The organism is Haloferax marinum, from assembly GCF_009674625.1.
Lineage (GTDB): Archaea > Halobacteriota > Halobacteria > Halobacteriales > Haloferacaceae > Haloferax > Haloferax marinum.
On the sequence record NZ_WKJQ01000001.1, the window covers coordinates 2,623,797 to 2,641,210 of the forward strand.

The 17,414-nt window shown below is 61.6% G+C and carries 18 protein-coding genes; 9 read left to right on the top strand and 9 right to left on the bottom strand.

Annotated elements, in window-relative coordinates:
- The first annotated feature begins 344 nt into the window (after positions 1–344).
- Entirely contained in the window at positions 345–1,607 is a 1,263-nt protein-coding gene (gene tuf / locus GJR99_RS13180; protein WP_151112893.1) for a translation elongation factor EF-1 subunit alpha, read from the top strand.
- Positions 1,608–1,644: 37 nt separating this feature from the next.
- Here the strand turns inward: tuf and GJR99_RS13185 are convergent, their stop codons facing one another.
- The gene (locus tag GJR99_RS13185) at positions 1,645–1,902 is read right to left on the bottom strand and encodes a hypothetical protein (protein ID WP_151112895.1); all 258 of its coding nucleotides are present in this window, start codon (positions 1,900–1,902) and stop codon (positions 1,645–1,647) included.
- Positions 1,903–2,260: 358 nt separating this feature from the next.
- Positions 2,261–3,553 carry an ATP-grasp domain-containing protein gene (locus GJR99_RS13190; RefSeq protein ID WP_151112897.1) on the bottom strand — a complete coding sequence of 431 codons (1,293 nt, stop codon included), beginning with the start codon at positions 3,551–3,553 and terminating at the stop codon, positions 2,261–2,263.
- Between the two features lie 182 nt (positions 3,554–3,735).
- On the opposite strand from GJR99_RS13190, the gene GJR99_RS13195 reads away from it, so the two are divergent.
- From GJR99_RS13195 to GJR99_RS13210, 4 genes are all read left to right on the top strand, one after another.
- The gene (locus GJR99_RS13195; protein WP_151112899.1) at positions 3,736–3,939 is read left to right on the top strand and encodes a hypothetical protein; all 204 of its coding nucleotides are present in this window, start codon (positions 3,736–3,738) and stop codon (positions 3,937–3,939) included.
- A gap of 418 nt (positions 3,940–4,357) precedes the next feature.
- Positions 4,358–4,837: an NYN domain-containing protein gene (locus tag GJR99_RS13200; protein ID WP_151112901.1), complete on the top strand. Its 480-nt coding sequence runs from the start codon at positions 4,358–4,360 to the stop codon at positions 4,835–4,837.
- Between the two features lie 75 nt (positions 4,838–4,912).
- On the top strand, positions 4,913–5,761 hold the full coding sequence (locus GJR99_RS13205; protein ID WP_151112903.1) for a TatD family hydrolase: 849 nt from the start codon (positions 4,913–4,915) through the stop codon (positions 5,759–5,761).
- A 177-nt stretch (positions 5,762–5,938) separates the two neighbouring features.
- Complete coding sequence (locus GJR99_RS13210) at positions 5,939–6,526, top strand: DUF2150 family protein (protein ID WP_151112905.1); 588 nt, start codon at positions 5,939–5,941, stop codon at positions 6,524–6,526.
- 144 nt (positions 6,527–6,670) lie between these two features.
- Here GJR99_RS13210 and GJR99_RS13215 read toward each other — a convergent pair whose 3' ends face one another.
- Positions 6,671–8,368 (bottom strand): Ig-like domain-containing protein, encoded by a 1,698-nt coding sequence (locus GJR99_RS13215; protein ID WP_191967128.1) that lies wholly within the window; start codon positions 8,366–8,368, stop codon positions 6,671–6,673.
- Between the two features lie 230 nt (positions 8,369–8,598).
- On the opposite strand from GJR99_RS13215, the gene hmgB reads away from it, so the two are divergent.
- Positions 8,599–9,936, top strand: a complete 1,338-nt coding sequence (gene hmgB, locus GJR99_RS13220) for a hydroxymethylglutaryl-CoA synthase (RefSeq protein WP_151112907.1) — start codon at positions 8,599–8,601, stop codon at positions 9,934–9,936.
- Between the two features lie 72 nt (positions 9,937–10,008).
- On the opposite strand, the gene GJR99_RS13225 is transcribed toward hmgB, so the two are convergent.
- Positions 10,009–10,311: a DUF5789 family protein gene (locus tag GJR99_RS13225; protein ID WP_151112909.1), complete on the bottom strand. Its 303-nt coding sequence runs from the start codon at positions 10,309–10,311 to the stop codon at positions 10,009–10,011.
- Between the two features lie 91 nt (positions 10,312–10,402).
- Positions 10,403–11,110 carry a helix-turn-helix domain-containing protein gene (locus GJR99_RS13230; RefSeq protein WP_151112911.1) on the bottom strand — a complete coding sequence of 236 codons (708 nt, stop codon included), beginning with the start codon at positions 11,108–11,110 and terminating at the stop codon, positions 10,403–10,405.
- 164 nt (positions 11,111–11,274) lie between these two features.
- Between GJR99_RS13230 and GJR99_RS13235 the strand changes: the two genes are divergently transcribed.
- Together GJR99_RS13235 and GJR99_RS13240 are read left to right on the top strand one after the other, a co-directional pair.
- Complete coding sequence (locus GJR99_RS13235) at positions 11,275–11,913, top strand: metal-dependent hydrolase (RefSeq protein ID WP_151112913.1); 639 nt, start codon at positions 11,275–11,277, stop codon at positions 11,911–11,913.
- A gap of 111 nt (positions 11,914–12,024) precedes the next feature.
- A complete protein-coding gene (locus tag GJR99_RS13240) occupies positions 12,025–12,546 on the top strand; it encodes a GNAT family N-acetyltransferase (RefSeq protein WP_151112915.1) in 522 nt (173 codons plus the stop codon).
- 73 nt (positions 12,547–12,619) lie between these two features.
- On the opposite strand, the gene GJR99_RS13245 is transcribed toward GJR99_RS13240, so the two are convergent.
- Positions 12,620–13,201, bottom strand: a complete 582-nt coding sequence (locus tag GJR99_RS13245) for a transporter (protein ID WP_151112917.1) — start codon at positions 13,199–13,201, stop codon at positions 12,620–12,622.
- 131 nt (positions 13,202–13,332) lie between these two features.
- Between GJR99_RS13245 and GJR99_RS13250 the strand changes: the two genes are divergently transcribed.
- Positions 13,333–14,505, top strand: a complete 1,173-nt coding sequence (locus GJR99_RS13250) for a metal-dependent hydrolase family protein (RefSeq protein WP_151112920.1) — start codon at positions 13,333–13,335, stop codon at positions 14,503–14,505.
- Between the two features lie 9 nt (positions 14,506–14,514).
- Here GJR99_RS13250 and GJR99_RS13255 read toward each other — a convergent pair whose 3' ends face one another.
- The 3 genes from GJR99_RS13255 to GJR99_RS13265 all read right to left on the bottom strand — a co-directional run bounded on the left by GJR99_RS13255 (position 14,515) and on the right by GJR99_RS13265 (position 17,210).
- A complete protein-coding gene (locus tag GJR99_RS13255; RefSeq protein ID WP_151112922.1) occupies positions 14,515–15,156 on the bottom strand; it encodes a GNAT family N-acetyltransferase in 642 nt (213 codons plus the stop codon).
- Complete coding sequence (locus GJR99_RS13260; protein ID WP_151112924.1) at positions 15,149–15,808, bottom strand: GNAT family N-acetyltransferase; 660 nt, start codon at positions 15,806–15,808, stop codon at positions 15,149–15,151. Before GJR99_RS13260 ends, GJR99_RS13255 begins: the two co-directional genes overlap by 8 nt.
- A gap of 100 nt (positions 15,809–15,908) precedes the next feature.
- Entirely contained in the window at positions 15,909–17,210 is a 1,302-nt protein-coding gene (locus GJR99_RS13265; protein ID WP_151112926.1) for an MFS transporter, read from the bottom strand.
- Positions 17,211–17,414: the final 204 nt, after the last annotated feature.

A 17,414-nucleotide genomic window follows, 5' to 3' on the forward strand; every position in this document is an offset into this window, starting at 1 on the left:
TGAGAAACAGACGAACGTCCGCTCGCCCCCCGTTCGCCGCACCGCCACCTTCGCAGAGATGTCCGCCGCGATGCGTGACCTGTGAATCTGGGTTTTCGAATCGACTTCACTCTCGTACGTACACTAACTCGTCTACTGCAGGCGTCTTCTCTCAGACGTGACGTCTGATTTCCGCCGACCAACTGAGACTCTCCTAACGTGTAGTTTGGTCTAGCATTCCGTGAATATCTGGCTTCTGAGTGCCTCTACCCCCAGAATTCGGGGGCAGAGAACTGAGTTCTGGGAAAACGGATATACGCTTGGGTGTCATATTCTACCAAACTGGGCAACAGTGCCCTGATACCATGGCAGACAAACCACACCAGAATTTAGCCATCATCGGACACGTCGACCACGGGAAGTCCACGCTCGTCGGCCGACTTCTGTTCGAGACAGGCAGCGTACCCGAACACATCATCGAACAGCACCGTGAGGAGGCGGAGTCCAAGGGTAAATCCGGTTTCGAATTCGCCTACGTCATGGACAACCTCGCAGAAGAGCGTGAGCGTGGTGTCACCATCGACATCGCCCACCAGCGCTTCGACACGGACAAATACTACTTCACGATCGTGGACACGCCCGGTCACCGTGACTTCGTGAAGAACATGATTACGGGCGCGTCGCAGGCTGACCACGCCATTCTCGTCGTGGCGGCCGACGACGGTGTCGCCCCGCAGACCCGCGAGCACGTCTTCCTCGCCCGGACGCTGGGTATCGAGACGCTCATCATCGCGGTCAACAAGATGGACGTCGTCGACTACAGCGAAGACACGTACAAGCAGGTCAAAGAAGAGGTTCAACAACTCCTGAAGCAGGTTCGGTTCGACAGCGACGACGCTCGTTTCATCCCCATCTCGGCGTTCGAGGGAGACAACATCTCCGAGCACTCGGAGAACATGTCGTGGTTCGACGGCCCGACGGTGCTGGAAGCACTCAACAATCTCCCAGAACCGTCACCGCCGACAGACGCACCGCTCAGAATTCCGATTCAGGACGTCTACACCATCTCCGGCATCGGGACTGTTCCTGTCGGCCGCGTCGAGACTGGCATCCTGAACGTCGGTGACAACGTGAGCTTCCAGCCGTCGGATATCTCTGGCGAAGTGAAGACCATCGAGATGCACCACGAAGAAGTCGGCCAAGCCGGCCCCGGTGACAACATCGGGTTCAACGTCCGCGGCGTCGGCAAAGACGACATCCGCCGTGGCGACGTCTGTGGCCCGGCCGACGACCCGCCGTCCGTCGCCAAGACGTTCAAGGCGCAAATCGTCGTCATGCAGCACCCATCGGTCATCACTGCTGGCTACACGCCGGTCATCCACGCGCACACCTCACAGGTCGCGTGTACGTTCGAGTCACTCGACCAGAAACTCGACCCCGCGTCGGGTGAGGTCGCCGAGGAGAACCCAGACTTCATCAAAGCAGGTGACGCCGCAATCGTCACGCTCCGGCCACAGAAACCGCTCAGCCTCGAACCGTCGTCAGAAATCGCCGAACTCGGAAGTTTCGCAATTCGTGACATGGGCCAGACCATCGCGGCTGGCAAAGTCCTCGAAGTCAACGAGTAGGCCCACCCTGCCGTTTCTTTTCGCGCACAGTCTCGCTTCAGGCCTGGCTTTCGATGCCGGGATAGAGCGCAGAGACCTGCCAGACGTTCGCCCGGACGCCCGCACGTTCGATGTCCATCCGCACCTGTTCACCCGGACGGTGGTCCGCGAGGTGTTCACGGAGTACGTCGTCGTCGTACGACGTGATGTGATACGTCGAACCGTCTTCGTCTCGGACTGTCGCCGCACCGTGGTCGTTCACCGAGTTTACGACCGTGTACGATTTCACGCTGTTTGTGGAAACCAACTCGGGCATGCTCGCTAATATGTGTGAATGTAGCATAAAACCGGCGATTCGTTCAATAAATAATTATAAACTAATTAATGATTTTCGCGTCGCTAGACGTGTTTTTGGCGACGAACGCGGTGCCGTCCCGCCACTCGCACTCTCTAAAGCGGCTCGGAACTCGGCTGGCAACGTAGTCGTTCACGCGCCGGGCGTTGGAGCCGGCGTGGGACGTGGCGCAGTCGGTCACACCTCGTGAAGGGGCGTGGCTGTCCTGAGAATCGACAGTGACTACGCGAGTGTGAACTGTCGTTTCCAGCGAGTCGAGCGCGTCTAAAAAATCGTCCTCTAATTAGTTAACGGACTGGCCTGATATAACAAGGGATACTTACACCTCCGACGTTTCGCTGATTCGCCGGCGAACGTCGACGTAGTAGTTCCGGAGCACGTCGCGACCGATTCGAATTGGTGTCTCGCCTCCGACGCCGTCGTCGAGGACGGCAGTCACAGTCCGTCGGTCACCAGCGAGTTCGACGACGACGTCGACGCGGGGAGCGACGTCGTCGGTGATGACAGATGGTGGCTCGGTGCCGACTTCGATGGCTAACGCGGGGTCGATTCTGGTCACATCCGACGCCGTGTCGATGTGCGCGAGGACGACTTTCGAGCCACTGATTCCGGTGACTGTCACCCGTTCTGTGTATCCGACGACTGGCACACGGTCGTCGCGGACCGTCGACGGCGCGTCTTCGGGTGGGGTCCCGTCGAGTTCACGACTGAGTTGGTCGACCAGTGCATCGTCGACAGAACCACCAGCCCGTTCGATGGCGAGTCGCGCGATAGCGGCGGCAGGCGAGCGACCAGTCGCACGGAAGAGTCCACGGAAGCCAGCGGTCGGGTTGACTTCGAGGACGACCCACCCGTCTGGGCTCTCGATGAGGTCGACACCGGCGAAGTCGAGTTCGAGCGCTCGCACCGCACGGAGCGCTGCCCCGGCGGCCTGTTGTGAGAGGTCGGTTGTCGCGTCTTCGACCTCACCACCGAGTGCGACGTTCGTTCGCCAATCACCTGCCGGTGCGTACCGATACATCGCGCCGACTATCTCGTCGTCGACGATGTAGACTCTCAGGTCTCGGTGTTCGTCGGCCTCACTGAGATACTCCTGTATGAACGCGCGGCGGCCGTCGACGCTCACCGACAGTTGCCGGTCGTGGTCGACGAGCCACGTTCCACCGCCGTTGGTTCCGATGGCCGTCTTGTAGACGACCGGCGTTCCGAACCCCGCTCGTCGCTCGTTCAGTTTGGCGTCTCCTGTCGACATATAGGTGTGCGGAACCGGAACACCTGCTGCTGCCAGTCGACACGCCGTCGCGTGTTTGTGGACGGAAAACAGGACACTTCGTGGGTCGTTGAGGACGGGACAGACAGCGGCGAAACAACTCGCGATAGAGAGGTCTTCGAACGGTGCCGTCGATTTCGAGAGCAAGAGTCGGTTAATGACGACGTCGACGTCGGGTTCGAGTACTACCCCGTCCGTCGAAACGTCGATGCCGACCGCCTCCTCGTGAAGCCAGATTGCTTCGTGGCCCAACGAGGAGATCGTGTTACTGAGTGCTTTGGTCTCTCGACTGTCGTGGAACCCGAGAATGCCCACTTTGATTGTTGGTTCACCTCCCACCATACCCACTATACGCGGTCGAGTAGTATCAGCGCATCGTGGACTCTGTGAGTACGGAAGCCACGACTTTCTCGGTGGCAAGAGCGCACTGACACGAAAAACGGCGGTAGTAGACCGAGTAAGAAAAACGGCGATAGTGGGCCGAGTGCCGACCGGCGCGTGGGGGACTCCGTCCCGTCGTGCTCATGAAGGGGTGGGAGTACGGTCGATGCTTGCTCGCGGCGTCTACGGTGGCACTCTTCCACTCGGGGTCCGCCTCTGGGAATGCCCGTTCCGAGAGGTCTGACGAAGGGACGACGCCGTCGTTCCCTTCGTCGTCGAACCACGAATCCGGCGACGAGGCCTGCAACTTGGGTTCCGCGATGGTTGGATTTCGGTTGACGCTCTGATGTGGTTAGTTGGGTGCCTCTGTAGGGGGTACGACCGCGACGGGGCTTGCACAGCGTTCTTTTCTGGGCCCGATACCACCGTCGTCGCAGCGGTCGAACCAACGATGCCGGAGCAGTCTCCTGTGACGGAACGCCACAGTGAGAGCTGGAGTCCGGCATGAGTGTCACCTACCATGGGCACACTCACCTCAGGAGGGTGCGATAATAGGTACTTGCTTGACTGAAATCGAGATTTCACTAACTAACTGGGAAGCCGTTCGGAGCTCTGCCCGGAACTCTGCAAATGAGTCAGTCTACTCTGCCGACCGTCAGTCGTCTACTCGGCCGACCGTCAGTCGTCTACCCAGGGCGGAGACCACTGCCAGCTAGTGGGCCGCCACCTCGAAATTTATAAACGCGAAACCGGGCGAGGTGATGTATGGACCTCCTGCGGCGGATGTTCGGTGCCGACGACGCACCATCGGGCCGAGTTGCCCTCTTCGTGGACGGACCCAACGTCCTCCGAGACGAGTTCGACGTCGACCTCGACGATATTCGTGAGGCAGCACGGGCGCTCGGTGGCCAGATGAGTGCGACGCGTCTGTACGTCGACGAACACGCGACGCCCGGACTGATTCAGGCGGCCGAAGCCCGCGGGTTCGAGGTCATCGTCACCAGCGGTGACGTAGACGTGAAACTCGCTGTAGACCTCACTCAGTTCGCCGTCGAGGGTCGTGCGGAAGTCATCGCCATCGCCTCCCGTGACACCGACTTCAAGCCCGCACTGGAGACGGCAAACGAGTACGGAATCCGAACTGTCGCCATCGCACCCGGCAGTTACGGTCGGTCCGACGCCCTCCAAAACGCTGCGACCCACGCGGTCACACTCGACGAATTCGTCGACGAACAGCACGACTGACCGGCGTCTCACCCACTCCGCTCCTCGTCGCACCCGAACGGTTCGCTTTTTTCCCGCCCGGTCGACCACTCGACCATGCAGGAGTTCGACACGCCGGTACTGGACAACCACCTCCACCTCGACCCGGACCACGGGCGTGGTGTCGAGGCGGTCAAAGATTTCGCCAGAAGTGGCGGGACGCACCTCCTCGTCGTGAACAAACCCTCGTGGCTCTTGGGCCACGAAGTCGAGACGGGCGAGGACTTTCGCCCCGTCTTCGAGACGACCATCGACGTGGTGCGCGAGGCATCGGAACTGCTCGACGGCAGAGCGTGGCCCGTCCTCGGCGTCCACCCCGGTCTGGTCTCGAAACTCGTCGACGACAGGGGATACAGCCCCGAAGCCGCGCGTGACCTGATGTGTGCCGGCCTCGATACCGCCGCCGAGTTCGTCCGCGCGGGCGACGCACTCGCTCTCAAGTCGGGACGGCCACACTACGACGTCTCCGACGCCGTCTGGGAGGCGTCGAACGACGTGCTCAAACACGGCCTGGAACTCGCCGCAGAGTGCGACTGCGCGCTCCAACTCCACACCGAATCGACGACCGACATCTCGGACGTCGCGTCGTGGGCCGACGAACGCGGTGTTCCTCGTGAACGCGTCGTCAAACACTACGCGCAGGGGCACCTCACTGGCGGCACCCCGAGCGTCATGAGTAACAGAGACCGTCTCGAAGTCGCTGCCGACCGGGGCGACCCGTTCCTCATGGAGACCGACTTCATCGACGACCCGGACCGACCTGGCGCGGTGATGGGGCCGAAGACGGTTCCCCGCCGCGTGGACTGGTTGCTCGACGAGGGACACGACGACGCGGTCCGAAACGCACACGTCGAGACACCGGCGCTCGTCTACGACATCGACACCGAAGCGACGCTCGACCGCTGAGAACCGACTCTGTTACTGGAACCTGACTGTCGGCGCTCCGTGAACGAGTCGTCGTGTTCTGTGATGGCGTCTCACTGTCGTCGGCGTGTTTCGTGGTGGAAACTCACACGTCTCGGGGTCGCACACAGTGCCATCGGATAAGAAAGGCATTTGAGTCCGGCACGGGAGGATGTAGGTATGACCGAGGCCGAGGAACGATACTACTCCCCGGAACGCTGGCAGAACTGGTTGACACGCGTCGAAGAAGAGGACCTGGACCTCGAAAGCGAGGAAACCGGACGCCTCTTGATGAACATTCAGAACGACGCGGCCATCGCGCTCGCGAAGATTCTGACCGCGTACGACGAGGGCACACTCTCCGAAGAAGAAGCACTCGACGAACTCGCGACCGTCCACGACATCGTCATGGCGGAAGCCGAGTTCGAGTCTGAGAACGAAGAAGGCGAGATTCTCATCGGAAGCGTTCAGACGAGTCTCACGTGTGCGTTCTTCACGGCCGAAGAGTACCTCATCGCAGGTCCGTCCGAACTCGAAGACGACGTCGAAGCGTACGTTCTCGCTGCCGCAGACGCCGAAGCGAACGACGACCTCGACGCCGCACTTGGCTACATCGTCCAGATGGGGACGAACGTCGTCGACGGCGAGGAACTCGACATCTCCGTCCTCGACGACATCGAGTTCGGTCTCGTCACCGAGTGGGTCGACGGCATCGAGAGCCTCAAGAGCGGTCTCTCAGAGCCCGAAGTCGTCGAAGAAGAAGACTAAACTCGGCCTCACACGCTCTGATTCTCTTCGTTTTCGACTCAGAGAGCGTGTGCGCCGCGCTCACGTGGTTCAGTGACGACGAACAGGCGGTCCATCAGCGTGAGGTGAGTGGATATCGAACGTCGGATTTTACGTTCACGCGTTTCAGTTTCCATTTCCGCTTCCGTTTCCGTTTCCAGTTTCGGTTCCGCTGGTTGGTTCTTTCGCCGGAACGGCGACGAAATAGGTCGCAGACTCACCGGTGTCGAATTTTACGGAGAGGATGAAGAAGTCACCGTCAGCGTTCACACTACCGCTTGGACTGAACGCGAGTGTGACGTTCTTTTGCTCCCCGGCGACGAGTTGGACACTGTGTTCTTCGAGTTCGTACTGCTGTGCCCCGATATCCTGCTCGGGAGACCCGTTGAACTGGACACCACTCGCGAACTTATCAGCGCTGTTCGGATAGTGGAACGACACTCGGAAGCTGGAGATAGTCCGTTCTTCGCCGGTGTTGTTGAGCGTGATATTCACTTCGTTCTTCGAGCTTAACTCCCGAGCACCTTCGAGAATCACGTCGCCCTCCTGGTCGTTCGGCGGGTTGATTTCGTCGGTCGACCCACCGTCGCCCGACCCGGACCCACTGCCACTTCCTCCACCGCTCCCGTTCGTAACCGGAATCGTGTACGTCGTCGATTCGGTGGACTCGACCGTTCCGCTGTCGTCGAAGTCGCTCGATGCTTCGATGGTGATGTCACCCGAGGCGTCGCTGTCGACAGTGAACGTGAATTTGGCCCGGCCATCGTCGTTCGTCGTGATGGTTTGACTCGTCGGCGTGGCGTCACCAGTTAGCTCGAAATCGATTGCCTCGCCTTCGACGGGGTTGTTGTACCCGTCGCGTGCTTCGACGACGACCGAGGCAGTTCCGCCGGGAACGGCAGTGACGCCGGTCGTCGCCGGAACGATGTACTCGGCCGCAGGATTGTCGACCGACGGTGTCGCAGACGCCGACGTCAGTTCGACTTTTGCGAGGCGGAGTTCGTACGTCTCGTCGCCATCGAGCGTGATTCGAACGAGCGTGTTCGACGCGTCGGTTGCGTCGTCGAGGTCCGAAATCGAGACGACGCGGTCGTTTTCTCGCATTCGGTCTGCTGCGACCGACCGGTTCCACGCCGTCGCGTTCGTCCCGACGGGGGCCGTGACTTCGATATCGTCGCCGCTCGAGTTCGTCACGGTCACCGTTCGCGCGGCCGACGTCACGGGCGTGACGGCGAGTGGTGTCTGGACGCCCGCTTGGCCGAGTCGACCATCGAGTGCGACGACAGTGAGACGGTCTCCCGAGAGGAGTGTCTGCCCACTGAGTGGGACGACGTTCGTGCCTGTTTCACGCTGGACCGACAGCCCCGTCACCGAGACAGACTCTGCGTCGAACTCGTTGTAATCGGGCGAGTAGCGAAGCACCTTGGTCTGGTACTGTCGGGGCGACCCGTCCCACACCGCCTCGACCGAGTCCGGTTCTCCGTCGACAGCGTCCGCACCGGCAACCGTAATGGTTCGAGCGTCGGACAGTGAGAGACTCCCTGTCGGTGGTCCGGGGTTCACGAAGAGCGCGCGCGGGCGGTACCGAACACCAGTCTGAACGACAGTCCCCGACTGCACGTCTTCTGTCGCACCGGTGAGAATGTCGTTGTGCAACGAGACGAGGTCGTCCGAGGCGTCGAGATACGCCTCGAACTCCGTCGATTTCGTCTCCTGCGGGACGACCGTCGCCTGGTAGAGCGACAGGCCGATGACGAGGATGCCGAACAGGAGGATTGCACCCACCTGCACCGACTGCCCTCGTTCACTGTCGAGAAACTCCATTGGCGGGGAAAACCGCGTGGAAGCGTATAGGTCTATTGCCGTGACTCTCTGTCGGCAGAGATGGTCGACCGAGTGCAGAACTCGTGTGGACAGATGAGCGGACACCGACGAGGTGAGACAGCAACCAGGAGACCTGCAACCCGACGGAATCGCAGAACCCCACCGATTATCGACGAACGACGTAACTCCCTATCGACAAAACCATATGCCCCCACTCTGAAGAATCATCCATGACTTCCGTGGGCATCGATGCCATCGAGATTCGGACGGGTAAACTGTTTTTAGACCTCCCCAACACCTTCGCGCCAGTCAAGGGTGAAGACCCAGAGAAGTACACGAAGGGACTCGGACTCTACACTTCGTCGTTCCCAGACGTGTACGAAGACATCGTCACGATGGGGGCGAACGCCGCCAAGTCGCTGATGGACCGAAAGGGCCTCGAACCCGAGGACATCGGCCGAATCGACGTGGCGACCGAGTCTGCGTTCGACAACTCCAAGCCGGTGTCGACGTACATCGCTGGCTGTCTCGAACAGGTGTACGACGGTGACTTCCGCCACGCCAACAAGGGCGAGCGCAAGTTCGCGTGTATCGCTGGCACGCAGAGCCTCGACGACGCCTACAACTGGATCAAGGCAGGCCGCAACCGTGGCCGTGCCGCGCTCGTCATCGCGACGGACACCGCACTCTACGAACGCGGTGACCCAGGTGAGGCGACGCAGGGTGCCGGTGCCGTCGCCATGCTCATCGACGAAGACCCGGACCTCGTCGAACTCTCGACCGAACAGGGCTACGGCAGCATGGACGAGACGGACTTCCTCAAGCCGAACCAGCAGTTCCCATCTGTCGACGGCAAGCGCTCCATGCAGGTGTACCTCGCTCGCATGCGCGAGGCGCTCGAAGATTACGAGAGCGTCGCGGGTCGCACCCACCCCGCCGACTTCGAGTACATTCCGTTCCACACGCCGTTCCCCGGCATGGTCCGCAAGGCGGCGCTCCTCGGCTTCCGTCACATGAGCCGCGACACGGAAATCGAAGACGAACTCGCAGACGAAATCGGCCGCCAGCCGCGTGAGGCCGACTTCGAGACGTGGGACGACTACGAAGAAGCCATCCGTGGCTACATGGACGACCTGAAGACGACCGAACAGTACCGCGACTGGTACGACCGTGTCATCGACCCGACCATCGACATCTCGAGTCGCGTCGGCAACTGGTACACCGGGTCTGTCCACATCGCTCGCCTGTCGGCGCTGAAGATTGCCGCCGAAGAGGGCAAAGAGATGGCCGGGAAGAAGCTCCTCGTCGGTTCCTACGGTTCTGGTGCACAGGCCGAGATTCACGCCGAGACGGTCCAGGACACGTGGCTCGACGAAATCGACGCCGTCGACGTGGACTCTCAACTCGAAGACCGGACGGAGATTACGTTCGACGACTACGAACTCATCCACGACGTGCACAACCACGAAAAGGAGATCGAAGTCGAGGAGTTCACCCAACCCGAAGGCGAGTTCGTCTTCACTGGCTGGGGCCGGATGAACGAGCGCCGCTACGAGTACGTCGAGTAACGCGAACCGTTCACGCTTCGTTTTTCTCAGTCGCTCTCACCGAATCGGAACAGCGACTGCTCGGTTCGAGATTCAGAACGACCGCGCACGACCGGGGGCCATCGTCCACGACTCTGCTGGGTCGCCCCCACGGTCGTCGTAGAACTTCCTGCCGATGTAGTCGTCACTCACGTTCCCGATAATCGTGTTGTACAGGTCGTCTGCTGATTCGTACGTCCCAGCGGCCACGCGTGAGAGGATGGTCTCGATGGTCTCGGAGTCGTCGTCGTCGGGTGCGTCGACGGGGACGGTACCAGCCTGTTCGACGACGTCGTCGGTGCTGACCGGATAGGCGAACTCAGATTCGAGGAAGGCCGATAGCTCTCGGAACTTCATGCGAGAGCATAGTCGCTGGTGGGGTTTCGCTTTTTTTGCCCCTCAGGAGGACACTCAGAAAAACGAGGAGGTTCGACTCGACGTCGACCGTTCAGGGGAGTTTTCGCAGGTCTTCGAGCATCTCGTCTAAGTCGCGGTTCGTCACGGCGAGGCCGAATCCGTCTATCGTCGCGAGCGACGGGGCGTGTTCCCACAGTTCGTCTTCGGAGAGTCCGTGGAGGACGACTGCGTTCGGCGTCGGCGTGACGACGCGCATGGCGACGAGTGGCGACTCGCCGCGAGTGACGTCGGTGAAGACGAGCGCACGACTGGTCGATTGGCCGTAGAGGCGGTAGAACTCCTCCGACGAGAGACGGGTGATGGCCTGAATACTGTTGATGACGGTGTGGCCGCTGATGCGGTCCTGGTCGCCATCGACGATTTTGGTCGCGCCGATGGCGTCGTAGAACGTATCGAGCGGAATCGACGTGGGGTACTCGCGGAGGTCCTGGACGATGTCGCTCTCGAACCCGGCCGAGAGAACGCGAGCGTACTGTCGGATGCGACTGCCGCCGCGTGCTTCGTCGATGTCGAGCAGTGCTTCGACCATCCGGCGGATGACGCCGATTCCGGGACTCTCGCGGCGGCCGCTCTCGTAGTCCGAGACGACCGACGACGAGACGTCGAGTTGTTCTGCGAGTGCGGTCTGCGAGATATCGAAGTCGGTACGCCACTTGCGGAGCGTCGCGCCTGGGTCGTCAGAGAGGGTAATCTCTCCCGCGATTCGGCGGGCGAGGTCGTCGCGTGGTGCCGCGGTCATCGGCCGCACCTCCATACGACGGGGGGGCTAGACATGCGATAACGTGCGGGAGTCCATCGCAAAAGGGTGTCGAAAAGGGAAGTCGTCGCGTGACGAACTCGGTGGCCGTCGCGACGGACGACCCCTAGGGAAACCTCAAGTTTGTCCGCTGGTGAGTGTGAGATATGCCATCGACCCTCGTTCACGTCGCCGTCGGCGGACTCGTCGGCGCGGCCCTCCTCGGTCGCTGGTTCGACCTCCGGGCGATTCTCGTGGTGCTCGCGGCGGCTTCGATTCCGGACCTCGACTCGTTTACCAGCACGATTCTCCCAGGCAGTCATCGGTCGCTCTTCCACTCGCTCGTGTTTCCGCTGGTGCTCGCTGCACTCCTCGTCTACGACACGCGCATTCGAGAGCGGTCGATGATTCGTGACCAGTGGGGGACGCGCGGCGTCGTCGTCGCGTGGGTCGCACTCGCGGCCCTCCTCGCCGGCGGTATCATGCCCGACCTCTTCACCAACGGCGTCAACGTCTTCTATCCATTCTACGACGCGTTCTACGCCATCAACGGGGAAGCGCTGTGGTCCAGCACACGAGGGTTCGTTCAGACGTTCGTCGAACTCCAGTCGGAGTCACCACCACGGACGACAGAGACACTCCACTACAGCACCGTCGTAGACCCCTCGCCGGGGGCCGAACCCGAGAACGTCGAGCGGATTGCGCCCCTGGCGTCGTCGGGGTTAGAACTCATGCTCGTCATCCTCGGTGGGTTCGTCGTCGGTGGCCGACTCGTCGCAGAACGAGTGTGGTCGCCACGCAACTAACTGGGCAGCGACGAGAGCGAACTCACACTCACACTCACACTCACACTCACACTCACACTCACACCTTCGCCACTCCGAGGGTTCATAACCGATGCCGGCGCACGGCCTCCTATGAGCGAGACAGCGGACGGCGTCGAGATTCGACCGTACGAGTCGGACGACACCGACGGGTTCTGGAAACTCAAGCGCGGGTTCGAACTCGGGATTGGAGACGGTACTGGCGGCGAGGACAAACTGTCGAAGTACGAGGCCAAACTCACCGACGACTACCGAGCGCGGTATCTCTCGTGGGTCGAACGCTGTACGACCGAAGACCCTGGGTGTGTCGTCGTCGCCGACGTATCGACCGAAGACGAGGGCAGTGAACTCGTCGGCTACGCGTTCGTCCTCCCGGAAGCGATGACGTTCATCTGGGACGCCGCGGTTCTCAACGAGATATTCCTCGCACCCGACTACCGGGGGACCGGCGTCGCGGACGACCTGATGGAGGCGGCACTCGACCACGCGCGGTCACAGGACCTCCCACTCGACCGAATGGTACTCGACGTCGACGAGGCGAACGACCGAGCCAGAGCGTTCTACGACCGGTACGGATTCGACCACTGGGGAGAACTCGTCGCCCGCGACCTCTGAGTGTCGGCTACGCGTTCGTTGGCCGACTGACGCACTGTAGCGTTATCGGAGTGCCGCAGTGACCGCGCCGGCGTTATCGGAGTGCCGCAGTGACCGCACCACCGACTGTCCCCAACGCGAGTGGGTACACCACTCCGGCGAGAAGAGTCGCAGTCAGTGGGTCCGGGCGAGCGACGGCGTCGCCGATAGTGACCGCAAACAGTGCGACTCCCGCGACGGCGACCGGGAGGTAGCCGGCGACTGTCGTCGCACCCGCGATTGCACCAGATTTCACGGTGGACGCGCCACGTGCGACTGCGACGGCGGCACCCGCACCGACGAGGGCGACGGCGGGAACGGCGTAGAGGAGTGTCGAAAACGCCTCGAACTGTTCGACGAGGTTGGCCGACGAGGTGGTTCCGAAGATTCCAGGGAACGTCGTCACGACGCCGTGGGTGTTCAGGAACACCCATCCGACGACTTTCCACGTCGGGAGGCCGGAACCGAGCGCTTCGAGCAGTTGGCTCGCCGTCGAGTTCTCTATCGTTCCAGACGTTGCGATGTAGGTGGCGAGATAGCCGAGGAGGGCGGCACCGAGGCCGGAGACAGCACCGACGCCGGTAGTTCGAAGTCGTGTCTTTGTCGATTCGGAGACCGATTCAGTTGCCGCTGACATGGTCGTACGTCCGAATGGTGGTCTCCAATATATGTCTCGTGGCCGTCGTGTTCCCCGTGAGCAAGCCACGCATCCGGCTCACGCCACCGAGAAAGGGTACGTTCAAGGTCCGCGGAATGATACCGCCTATCATGCTCTTTCGCAGCGCTCGAATACTCGACGGCGGTCACGTCACCGAAGCGACCGACGTACGGACTGACCTGGAGTCGGGCCGAATCCAGTCGGTCGGTGACCTCACCGCCCAGCGTGACGAGCGCGTGGTCGACCTCTCCGGGAAGACGGTCACACCTGGATTGGTCGACGCTCACGTGCATTTTTCTCTCTCTGGCGAACGAAGCGTCGAGGACGTCGTCGGCCTCTCGGACGCCGAACTCACGCTGGTGGAGGTTCGGAACGCGCGGAAGACGCTCGAAGCAGGCGTCACCGGCGTTCGAGGAATGGGCGCACGCGATATCGACGTCGTCCTCAAACGAGCAATCGACGCCGGGGAGGTCGCGGGGCCACGAATGGTCGCAAACTGCCGGTCGATAACGATTACCGGCGGCCACGGCCACCACATGGGCCGAGAAGTAGACGGGGCGGACGACGCCCGTCGAGCAGTCAGAGAACAGGTGAAGCAGGGTGCAGACTTCATCAAGTTCATGACCACTGGCGGGGTGACGACGCCCGGAAGCGACCCCGGTGCAGTCGCGTTCACCGACGAAGAACTCCACGCACTCGTAGACGAAGCCCACAGACGCGGCGTCCACACCGCGACCCACGCACACGGTGCCGAAGGTGTCAAGGCCGCCATCCGAGCCGGTGTCGATACGGTCGAACACGGGACGTTCCTCGACGACGAAGCCATCGACCTCTTTCTCTCACACGACGTGACGCTCGTTCCGACGCTCTCTGCGCCGTACCACATCTCCCGCAACACCGAGGCAGCGACCCGAGAAGACGTCTCGAAGGTCGAATCCGTCTACGACAGACATCTCGACTCGTTCCGTATGGCGGTCGAAGCGGGTGTCACCATCGCCGGCGGAACCGACGCAGGAACCCCGTTCAACTTCCACGGTGGCAACGCCTCGGAGATTCAGTTCATGGCCCAACACGGGATGGACCCCATCGACGCCATCCGCGCGATGACCGAGACGGCCGCAGAAGCCATCGGGTTAGCAGACTGTGGCGTCGTCGAATCCGGTGCCTACGCCGACTTGCTCGTCTTCGACGACGACCCCCTCTCCGACCTCACCGTCCTCAACGACCCCGAAGCCGTGGTGAAAGGCGGACGGGTCGTCGCCGGGTCGTTGCCGGCGAACTGAGGCCCATTCTCAGAGTCCGTCGCTGGCGTCCCAGGTGAACTCGGCGTCGTACTCGCCGCCAGTCGCGTCTCGCCACTCCTCTCGGGAGACGCTGTAGACGTACTGGTCTGCAATCTCGTCGCCAGTCGGCAGACTGTTCGGCTTTCGCCCATCTCGCCTGCCGCCGAGTGCGCCCACGTACTTCTCGATTGCACGCTGTGAGTTCTCGTTCGCCACTGCGTGTTTGACTTCGACGAGTTCCAGGTCGAGTACGTCGAAGGCCAACGCGACGAGCGCGCTCGCTCGTTCGCCGGAGTAACCTCGGCCCCAGAACTTCGGCTGTAACCAGACACCGAGCGTCGCGACTCGACGGTCCCACTCCGTGTGGATGCCGCCGAATCCGGCGAGTTCACCTGCACCGTCTTCACCCTCGCGCGGGAACAACCCGAACTGGGCACTCTCGGCCTCACTCCACGACGAGGCACATCGTTCGAGGAAGTCGCTCGTCACCTTCGGCGTCTCGTGGCGCGACCACGGCATGAACTCTGTCACCTCGTCCATGTACGGTTGCGAGCAGAGTTCGTAGGCGTCGAACGTGTCGATGTAGTCGGGTGTGGCCGCAACGAGTCGAAGACGTTCGGTTTCGACGACGTCCGGGAAGAGGTCACTCATCGCCACTCTCCAATCGGCCGTCGCCTTCCCAGGAGAACTCGGCGTCGTACTCGCCGCCAGTGGCTTCGAGCCATTGCTCACGGGTCACAGACCAGCCTCGAACGTCCCGAGGAGTGCCATCGGCATCGACGGCGTCGTTGCGGAACAGTCCGTCTTCTTGCCCGCCGAATCGCTCGGTGTACTTCGAGATTGCCCGACAGGAGGGTTCGTTCTCGGGCATGGCGTACGCGAGTGCGACTTCGAGGTCCAGGACGTCGAAGATAGTCGCGAAGAACGCGGCGGCGCGTTCACCGGAGTAGCCTCGGCCCCAGTACTTCTTTCTGAGCCACATACCGAAGACGGCGCGGCGGAGGTCCCACTCGGGTTTGAACCCGGCCGTGCCGACGAACTCGCCAGCACCGGGTTCGCCCTCGCGCGGAAAAATCGCGTAGATGGCGTTTTCGCCCTTCTCGTGAGCCTCTTCGGCGTCACGGAAGAAGTCGAACGCCTCCTTCGGCGTCTGGTGCGGATTCCACGTGACGAACTTCGTCTCCTCTTCGATGGTGTCCGACCGCGACGCGGCGAAGTAGTCGTACGCCTCCAACGGGTCGACTCCCTCCCGCGACAACGCACGAAGGCGGAGTCGCGGGGTGACTATTTCGTCGGGAAACATAGGACGAAACGAACTCGGAGTGGGTTAATAAGTTTTCTGAACGCTGACACATGTGAACACAGCACATTTGGGCACGAAACGGTGTTTGGCCGTGCTTCTATTAGTCGTCTATCAGTAGGTTGTCCCGTTCGATTCCACCTGTCGACTGGTAGTCTCCGAACTCGGGGTGTGTCTCACGCATCCAGACGAGTGCGACGCCGCCGGAGACGAACATCGCCGCGGCGGTGACGTAGAACGCCATCTGGACCGAGACGAAGTCGGCCGCGAGGCCGATGAGAATCGCACCGAATCCGTAGCCAGCGTCTCGCCACATCCGGTACACACCGAGTCCGGTCGCGCGCCACGTCGGGTGGGCGGCGTCGCCGACGACGGTGATGAGGTTCGGATACAACAGCGCCATCCCGACGCCAGTGACACCGGCAGTGACCATCCACGGGAGATATCCGGAGACGAACGTCGTCGCGAGGACGCCCGCGCCCGCGACGAACATGCCGACGACGACTGGCGGCCGGCGGCCGATGTCGTCGGCGAGTTTTCCAGTGTAGAGTTGGAAGACGCCCCAGACACCGCCGTAGACGCCGACGACACCGCCGACTTCGACGACGGAGAGTCCCGACGAGGTGAGATACAACGGATAGGCAATCCAGACGAGGGCGTCTACGAACTTCTCGACGCTGCCGGCCTGTGCGGCCGCGAACAGTGTCTTGTCGCCCCACGTCGCTCGCTTCAACACGGCGACGAACGGGAGATTCGCTTCCGAGTCGTCGTCGCTGTTCGACGCGTCGGCTTCCGCTTCGGCCTCTGCTTCGGCGTACGGCAACGTCTCCTCGACGAAGAAGACGGCGACGAGGAGGCCGAGGAGGACGACACCGACGAGGAAGACGAACGGTGCGGGTCGAAGGCCGTACTGCCCGGCGATGATGCCAGTCACCCACGACCCGACGGCGACGCCGCCGTATCCGAAGGCTTCGTCGAGGCCGACGGCGAGTCCTCGGCGCTCACCCCCAGCGAGATCTATCTTGGCGTTGACGCTCATGCTCCACGCGAGGCCCTGATTGACGCCAAGGAGGACGTTTCCAATCGTGACCCACCACCAGTTAGGGGCGTAGATGAGGACGACCGGAATCGGAAGGGCGACCAACCATCCCGCGACGAGAATCGGCTTTCGACCGTACGTCTCGGCCCACTTCCCGCCGTAGAGGTTGAGGAGTGCCTTGACGAACCCGAAACTGACGACGAACGACCCGATGACGAGGACGGATTCGACCCCGAGGACGTCGCGTCCGAGGATGGGAACGACGTTTCGTTCCGACCCGATAGTCAACCCGACGGCGAACACCGTCAGTAACTGGAGCACGAACTGTTGCCAGTTCTCGCGAATCCCTTGCGTGTAGCTGACCATTCAGTGTGAACGACTCCGGGATTCGAGTATTAATAGTGCTCGGTATTCACATTACTCTGTACAGGTGGACCAGCGTTGGGGCACTGACTCAGGATAGCACCGACTGACGCGGTTCGATTTGTGCTCGGAGTGCGATTATGCGGGCTTTTGTGGCGAAGTTAGGCGACTTGAGGGATGTGACGATGGTCGTCTCTGTGTGTGAGA